The organism is Enterobacter sp. CGMCC 5087 (assembly GCF_003144775.1).
In the GTDB taxonomy this organism is placed as follows: domain Bacteria; phylum Pseudomonadota; class Gammaproteobacteria; order Enterobacterales; family Enterobacteriaceae; genus Enterobacter; species Enterobacter cloacae_M.
In genome coordinates, this window is sequence record NZ_QFXN01000112.1 from 1 (window position 1) to 7,220 (window position 7,220).

Genomic DNA, 7,220 nt, shown 5'->3' on the forward strand with positions numbered 1-7,220 from the left:
TTCGGGTCGGGCATGAGCCTGCATCCCTACAGGCCACGCCCTCTCGGCGCATCCCTGCGCCTCGCCCCGGCCTTACGGAATCGCTTCGGCGATTTACAGCCGGACCAGGACGTCGCTGTTAGTTTTTAATTTGATTAAAACACCTTGAATCGCTGTTGAATGTGAATTTACGTCCCATACGAAATAAAGTCCCCTTCCCATCTCCAACCTTCTGCTTTTGCTGAAATTTAACAAATCAGATCTGGCTCCCAATGATTAACCACACAACGTGTGATGATTTATTTAGTTACATAATCATTGACGAGGGAGCATCATGATCACCATTGAGTTTGTTGTCATTCTCCTCTGCCTGCTGACGGGTACGCGTTTCGGCGGTATGGGGCTTGGGTTAATCAGCGGCATTGGTCTTTTTATTTTATGTTTTGTCTTTGGTCTGCAACCGGGTAAACCGCCGGTTGACGTTATGCTGACCATCCTTGCGGTGATAGGTTGTGCGGCTACGCTGCAGACTGCGGGCGGCCTCAACGTCATGATGCAGTTTGCTGAACGCCTGCTGCGCAAACACCCGCAGCACATCACCCTGCTCGCCCCTTTCACCACCTGGATGCTGACCTTTCTGTGCGGCACCGGCCATGTGGTCTACACCATGTTCCCCATCATTGCGGATATCGCCCTGAAAAAAGGGATCCGCCCGGAGCGCCCTATGGCCGTGGCATCGGTGGCATCACAGATGGCGATTACGGCATCCCCCGTTTCCGTTGCCGTTGTGTCGCTGGTGTCCATCCTGGCGGCCCAGCATGGGATCGGCCACGCGTGGGGGATCCTGGAAATTCTCGCCGTGTCGGTTCCCGCTTCGCTTTTCGGCGTAGCCATTGCGGCCCTGTGGAGCTTACGCCGTGGGAAAGATTTGGCGGACGACATTGAGTTTCAGGAAAAGCTAAAAGATCCTAAGCAGCGCGAGTTTATCTACGGCGGTACGGAGACGTTAATGAATCAGCGTTTCCCTAAACAGGCCTACTGGTCCACGTGGATTTTCTTTGCTGGTATTGCCGTGGTCGTTTTGCTGGGGGCATTCCCGGAACTGCGCCCCGCCTTTGAAGTGAAAGGCAAAATGACGGCGCTGTCGATGAACCTTGTCATTCAGATGATGATGCTAATTGCGGGCGCCGTGATGCTGATGGCCTGTAAGGTTAATGCGTCGGCCATTTCCAACGGCGCGGTGTTCAAGGCCGGTATGGTCGCGATCTTCTCGGTGTTCGGCGTGGCGTGGATGAGCGATACCTTTTTCCAGGCGCATCTCGACGAGTTAAAGCTGGCGCTGGAAGGCGTGGTGAAGAGCCACCCGTGGACGTATGCCATTGTGCTGTTTCTGGTGTCAAAACTGGTGAACAGCCAGGCGGCTGCGCTGACGGCCGTTGCGCCAATGGGCCTCATGCTGGGCATCGACCCGAAAATGCTGATCGCCTTTTTCCCGGCGTCATACGGCTATTTTGTCCTGCCGACCTACCCCAGCGATTTGGCCTGCATCGGCTTTGACCGGTCAGGCACGACCCGCATCGGGAAATTTATCATCAACCACAGCTTTATTCTGCCTGGGCTGATTGGAGTAAGCTGCGCGTGCGCGGCGAGCTACCTGCTGGTCCAGACGTTCTTTTAACAGCATCAAAGGGCGACACGTGCCGTCGCCCCTTTTCCTGCTTTAGTGGGACTCACCCTGCGGCGTGAATCGCAGTTCAATCAGCGCGATGGCTTTCTGGATCGCACGAAGCGTAACCGGGTCAGCGGCAGCAGGATGGCTGGCGAAATCGATATTTTTCAGCTGCGTAGACATCTTCTCGCGCACTTCAACCGGCGCAATCACGTCCAGAACATCAAGGATTTGTTTGATAACCAGCTGACAGGCGACAACGTCAGAGACCAGTTCCTGATCGGCGCTCAGGTTTTGTGACATGGGTTTTCTCCTTATTTAAAGGCCGCCATAGTAGCAAAACACGCCCCCTGACATCTTCCCTTCATCGCCTGCAGGTACAAAAAAACCCGCCGAAGCAGGTTTTTTTATCAGAACATGGCGCCTGGCGGCACGTCTTTGAACGTGCGGCAGTAATTGGCCCACATGCTTTTCAGGATTTTGCGCAGTTTCACGATGATGCTCCATTAACTTGTTATACAACTTTATTGTCAACGTGCTTATAATATGACCATCATCACAAAAATCAATCATTTTGTGATACTCATCACATCTTTATCAGAGTTTGGCCTGATAGCGCTCCCCTCTCACCCGTTGCGAAGAGTGAGGGCAGATTGTCCGGCTATTCCAGGCATTGCAGCGGGCATCTGCGGGTACGATAAGCTATTTCCATCCACTCAGAGCGAACCATGAAAAGAGTCATTGTAGCCGGCACAATCCTGCTGCTCGCGGGGTGTAGTATCAACCGCCAGGCTGAAGTCAGCAGCCGCGACGCGCCGAACGGCATCGTCCGCCTCGACTACGGCCAGGCAGCGCTGCAAAATGCGTATTCCGATGAGTATGTGAATAACGGCACGGCAGCAAAAGCGTGTCAGAGCATGGGGTATGCCACTGCCTCAGCCTATGGTCAGCCCATTAAAACCTGCACCCTGACGAGCGGCTCTTTGTGTCTGAACGAGAGCGTGACTATCCAGTATAAATGTATGGGTTACGCCGTTAACCCTAAGACAAATAATCCCTGGTATTAATCAACGCTGCCAGCGTTTGCTGGCAGTTTATTTCATTACGAACAAAAACAATTCTCATTAATAAATTATAAAAATCGCCAATGCGTTTTATTCCCATTCGTATTTTAAATAAATAAAATAAAAAATTTACGTTTTGCAAATAATTAAATAACAAATTATAGTGTCGCTCATTGTGAACCAGAAATAATAATCCGGAGCGTCACCATGCTGAAAACTGAAATGATCGACAAGCTCAACGCACAAATGAACCTTGAGCTTTTTTCATCCCTGCTCTACCAGCAGATGAGCGCCTGGTGCAGCTATCACAGCTTCGAAGGTGCGGCCGCGTTTCTGCGTCGTCACGCTCAGGAAGAGATGACCCACATGCAACGTCTGTTTGATTATCTTACGGATACGGGCAGCCTGCCGCGCATTGAAACCGTGGCTTCACCTTTTGCTGAGTATAATTCTCTCGATGAACTCTTCCGCGCCACCTACGAGCACGAGCAGCTGATCACGCAGAAAATTAACGAACTGGTCCACGCCGCGATGACCAGCCAGGATTATCCAACCTTTAATTTCCTGCAGTGGTATGTCGCTGAACAACACGAAGAAGAGAAGCTGTTTAAATCCGTACTGGATAAATTGTCTCTGGTGGGAAAATCCGGCGAAGGTCTTTACTTTATTGATAAAGAACTTTCCACCCTCGATACGCAGAATTAATTTCAGCGCGGTGCCGAAAACCGGCACCGCGTTAATTTACATACACCCCGTACAGCTGGTGCAGCGCCAGTCATGAGGATTCACCGCCTGGTAAAAATAGCGGTAGCTGGACGTCTCCAGCGGAATACCCACCTCGAAGAACATATCCGTTAACCAGTCGACATTCTCAACGATCCACTCATCTTCCTGTAAGCCTTGTGCAAAGGTTTGATCTTCAGGATCGATAACCGAATAGATTGCCCAGGTGCCCATATCCTTTTCGCGGCGGGACTCGGGAAGTATCAGGGGTTGGTTCTGCCAGCTGATTATCCAGTGGCCATGGCACAACAGGTTACCTCCCCGACTCCATGCCGCGGTGAAGGGATTCTCTCCAGCCATAAAACCCTCACTTAATTTGATAATTTATATTTATTGTTTACGTTACGCCGGAATATCGCCCAGCAATATTGCCCTTATGAAGTAGGCATCCACCTAAAAAGGATCAGAGCACCAATAATCCGTAAATTATTCATTACACTACTTGTAACGGTGATTTGACGAATTACGGCTTTTCCCTTACTCTGCGCCGCAGATTTTGTCGCGGTTAAGCATCGTTGTAGAGGAAAGCGTGAAAAACAGAACCCTGGGAAGTATTTTTATCGTCGCCGGAACGACAATTGGCGCAGGAATGCTGGCCATGCCCCTGGCGGCCGCGGGCGTAGGATTTGGCATGACCCTGGTACTGCTGGGGACGCTCTGGGCGCTGATGTGTTACACCGCCCTGCTGCTGCTTGAGGTTTACCAGCACGTGCCCGCCGACACCGGCCTGGGTTCGCTTGCGGCGCGCTATCTGGGACGCTACGGCCAGTGGATAACCGGCTTTAGCATGATGTTCCTGATGTACGCCCTGACCGCCGCCTATATCAGCGGCGCCGGGGAACTCATCGCCTCCAGCGTCAACGACTGGTTTGGCTCTGACATTACCCCTGCGACGGGGGCTATCTTCTTTGCGCTCATCGGCGGCGGCGTGGTCTGCGTGGGGACATCGCTGGTCGATCTGTTTAACCGCTTTCTGTTCAGCGCCAAAATTCTGTTCCTGATTATCATGCTGGTGCTGCTGGCGCCGCACGTGCACAAGGTCAACCTGCTGACGCTGCCGCTGGAAAAAGGGCTGGCGCTTTCCGCGATCCCGGTCATTTTCACCTCGTTTGGCTTCCACGGCAGCGTGCCGAGCATCGTCAGCTATATGAACGGCGATATCCGCAAGCTGCGCCGCGTCTTTGTTATCGGCAGTGCCATTCCGCTGATCGCCTATATTTTCTGGCAGCTGGTGACGCTGGGCAGCATTGACTCCTCAACCTTTATTGGGCTGATGGCGCAACATGCTGGCCTGAACGGCTTTTTGCTGGCGCTGCGCGAAGTCGTCACCTCCCCGCACGTGGAGCTGGCGGTACACCTGTTTGCCGACCTGGCGCTGGCAACCTCGTTCCTGGGCGTGGCGCTCGGCCTGTTTGATTACCTCGCCGACTTGTTCCAGCGTCGCAATACCGCGGCTGGACGGTTGCAGACGGGGGCCATCACCTTCCTGCCGCCGCTCGCTTTTGCGCTGTTTTACCCACGCGGATTTGTGATGGCGCTGGGCTATGCGGGGGTGGCGCTCTCTATCCTGGCCCTGCTGCTCCCTTCCCTGCTGGCATGGAAGAGCCGCCAGCAGCATCCGCAGCAGGGTTACCGCGTGGCGGGGGGAAAACCGCTGCTGTGCGTGGTGTTTTGCTGTGGGGTGGTGATTATTCTGGTGCAGGTGTTGATTGCAGCCGGGATGCTGCCGGAAGTGGGATAACAAAGGTTTAAGGGGAAACTATCCGCTTTAATAGGGAGAGATTCCCCTTTAATCAATCCCTTATATTACGATTATCACCAGCCGGAATGCTGTCGTTAAAATTAATGCTTCATTCATCATCACATCCCCATGTGCTCATAAGCTTTGTCACCATAATACAAGGTAAACAATGTCCCCATCCCAAGGAATAAACCTATTAACAGAACCGCCATTATCGTTATAAACCAGCCGGACAGAGTTTTACCGGCTTCACCAACGCTGGCAATGATTAACATCAGCCCAAAAAACAACATCAGACCGCCAATCCCGCCAGCTTGCCACGGCAACGTATATCTTTTTTCTTCGGGGTAATCGGGTTGGCAGGTCAACCGGGAGGATAGCGCGGCCATGGCAAAATGGTTCTGTGCGGACGCGGCCACAAGCTGATCGCCCTGCCCGTACATAACCGCATCAGCGGCCAGCGCCAGCATCAGCCACTGATAACCGGCAGAGCGCTCACCGAGCGAAGCCTCAAGCTCCAGCCTGTCCGGCACCACTTTGTTCTCGTCCAGCACTTCCAGCAGCGGATACTTCTCTGTGCGGGATAACCCGGTATACCAGAGTTGCTTAGGCTTGCTGACGGTTTCTGTCCTCAGATAAACGGGCATTTTACTTTCTACGTCTGTGACACCCGTCATCGGCTGATAAAAATAAACCGGTTTTTCTCCTGCTGTTTTGACGTAGTCGTTCGTGAAGAAAAGTGCCGTAACATTTTCCATCTGTTTAGATGCTTCTTCGTCAGAATGCAGATCGACACAGATAAGCAGCCGTTGAACGACGTAGCTTTTCGACAGATTTATCCATTCCGTGACTTGCGTATAGTCCGGGCATTCAGGTAAAAAAGTGATTTTCTTCGTCGCGATCGCAGAACGTTCAAGCACGCGCCGGAGTTCATCGCTACAGGATTCATCCCCGCCCTGAACCCACACCAGCGCTTCAATCTGCTGGTACCGAGAAAGTTTCCCTGCCATGGGCTCCAGAACGCGGGATACTGCCTGCCCGGCCCTCGTGAAATCGAACGATTCTTCCAGCTCGATTTTCAACGGCATTTTAGCGGCCAGCGGAAACTCTCCCTCAAGTTTCAGCATTCTCAGTGCCAGTTCCTTTGTTGCCTTTGGTGGAGTGAGTACGGACCAGCCAGCAAGGGTAATATTCCCCCTGGCAAAGCTGACAACCTTGTATTCCTGCCGGGCGGCAATCAGCAGCCTCGTTTCCATGTAGTGCCTCATGCCGTGATACACGACAGACCACATCTGAACGAACCCCGTCAGAAAAACAACCGGAATAACAACGGACTGGGCAAGAAAATCGAGATCAACATGTTTATTACCCGGCCAGGTGACTGCCCGAACAGCAATACCGATAATCACGACGATCACGTATAAGATAAATACTGCCAGATAGGGGTAGTCGTCTTTAAATTCGTCCTGCTTAGGATACAACCACCAGTTCATCACTCAGCCCCCGCAACAGATAGCGTGGTCCGGATAGCACAACCACATGCCGCTTTACAGCCGTCCACGACCACGCCGCGGCCGTTCATCGTCCAGGTTGGGTGACAGTCGTTAATAGGGAACGTCCCCTTATGCTCCGTACACGTCACTTCATCGCCTTTCAGAGCCACGGGCAGGCCCATAAATTGCGCGCCTGACGCCTTAATTACTTTCCCGCCGCTCACCAGCGGGTCATTGAGTCGAATTACGCCGTTCATTAGTATCCTTTCCTTCCTGCATCCATATCGCAACGCATATGATCCCAGCCGGTGTAGCCTTTTACTTCCGGTACTTTATCGGGGAGGTCCTGATAGTTCGTTTTAAACTGGACAGTGTCTTCTTTTAGACCTTGTTTGGTGATGTAATCCAGCCCCCAAGCAGGACCAGAAGAATTAGGCTTTAGGTGATGTATAGCGCCATCTGACGCGGTATATGTAATCCCAGATCCACCG

General features: G+C 52.5%; 9 protein-coding genes and 1 pseudogene. 4 read left to right on the forward strand and 6 right to left on the reverse strand.

Annotated features, from left to right (window positions below; genetic code table 11):
* Window positions 1-313 precede the first annotated feature (313 nt).
* On the forward strand, window positions 314-1,657 hold the full coding sequence (locus tag DEO48_RS11155; RefSeq protein ID WP_023312271.1) for an anaerobic C4-dicarboxylate transporter: 1,344 nt from the start codon (window positions 314-316) through the stop codon (window positions 1,655-1,657).
* A 42-nt stretch (window positions 1,658-1,699) separates the two neighbouring features.
* Here DEO48_RS11155 and DEO48_RS11160 read toward each other — a convergent pair whose 3' ends face one another.
* Window positions 1,700-1,951, reverse strand: a complete 252-nt coding sequence (locus DEO48_RS11160) for a DUF2766 family protein (protein WP_008500405.1) — start codon at window positions 1,949-1,951, stop codon at window positions 1,700-1,702.
* Window positions 1,952-2,058: 107 nt separating this feature from the next.
* Window positions 2,059-2,142, reverse strand: a complete 84-nt coding sequence (gene azuC, locus DEO48_RS11165) for a stress response protein AzuC (protein ID WP_014884364.1) — start codon at window positions 2,140-2,142, stop codon at window positions 2,059-2,061.
* A 234-nt stretch (window positions 2,143-2,376) separates the two neighbouring features.
* Between azuC and yecR the strand changes: the two genes are divergently transcribed.
* Together yecR and ftnA are read left to right on the forward strand one after the other, a co-directional pair.
* The gene (gene yecR, locus DEO48_RS11170; RefSeq protein WP_023312272.1) at window positions 2,377-2,715 is read left to right on the forward strand and encodes a YecR family lipoprotein; all 339 of its coding nucleotides are present in this window, start codon (window positions 2,377-2,379) and stop codon (window positions 2,713-2,715) included.
* Window positions 2,716-2,919: 204 nt separating this feature from the next.
* Window positions 2,920-3,417 (forward strand): non-heme ferritin, encoded by a 498-nt coding sequence (gene ftnA / locus DEO48_RS11180; RefSeq protein ID WP_014884366.1) that lies wholly within the window; start codon window positions 2,920-2,922, stop codon window positions 3,415-3,417.
* A gap of 36 nt (window positions 3,418-3,453) precedes the next feature.
* On the opposite strand, the gene DEO48_RS11185 is transcribed toward ftnA, so the two are convergent.
* Window positions 3,454-3,795, reverse strand: coding sequence for a hypothetical protein (locus tag DEO48_RS11185; RefSeq protein ID WP_109845193.1), 342 nt, complete (start codon window positions 3,793-3,795; stop codon window positions 3,454-3,456).
* A 229-nt stretch (window positions 3,796-4,024) separates the two neighbouring features.
* Here DEO48_RS11185 and tyrP point away from each other — a divergent pair, with 229 nt between their 5' ends.
* Window positions 4,025-5,236 carry a tyrosine transporter TyrP gene (tyrP, locus tag DEO48_RS11190; RefSeq protein ID WP_109845194.1) on the forward strand — a complete coding sequence of 404 codons (1,212 nt, stop codon included), beginning with the start codon at window positions 4,025-4,027 and terminating at the stop codon, window positions 5,234-5,236.
* A gap of 119 nt (window positions 5,237-5,355) precedes the next feature.
* On the opposite strand, the gene DEO48_RS11195 is transcribed toward tyrP, so the two are convergent.
* The 3 genes and pseudogenes from DEO48_RS11195 to DEO48_RS26925 all read right to left on the reverse strand — a co-directional run.
* On the reverse strand, window positions 5,356-6,729 hold the full coding sequence (locus DEO48_RS11195; protein WP_109845195.1) for a hypothetical protein: 1,374 nt from the start codon (window positions 6,727-6,729) through the stop codon (window positions 5,356-5,358).
* Window positions 6,729-6,986: a PAAR domain-containing protein gene (locus DEO48_RS11200; protein ID WP_109845196.1), complete on the reverse strand. Its 258-nt coding sequence runs from the start codon at window positions 6,984-6,986 to the stop codon at window positions 6,729-6,731. Before DEO48_RS11200 ends, DEO48_RS11195 begins: the two co-directional genes overlap by 1 nt.
* Window positions 6,986-7,220: pseudogene (locus tag DEO48_RS26925) on the reverse strand (hypothetical protein); the annotation flags it as partial. The gene DEO48_RS11200 and the pseudogene DEO48_RS26925, both read right to left, overlap by 1 nt.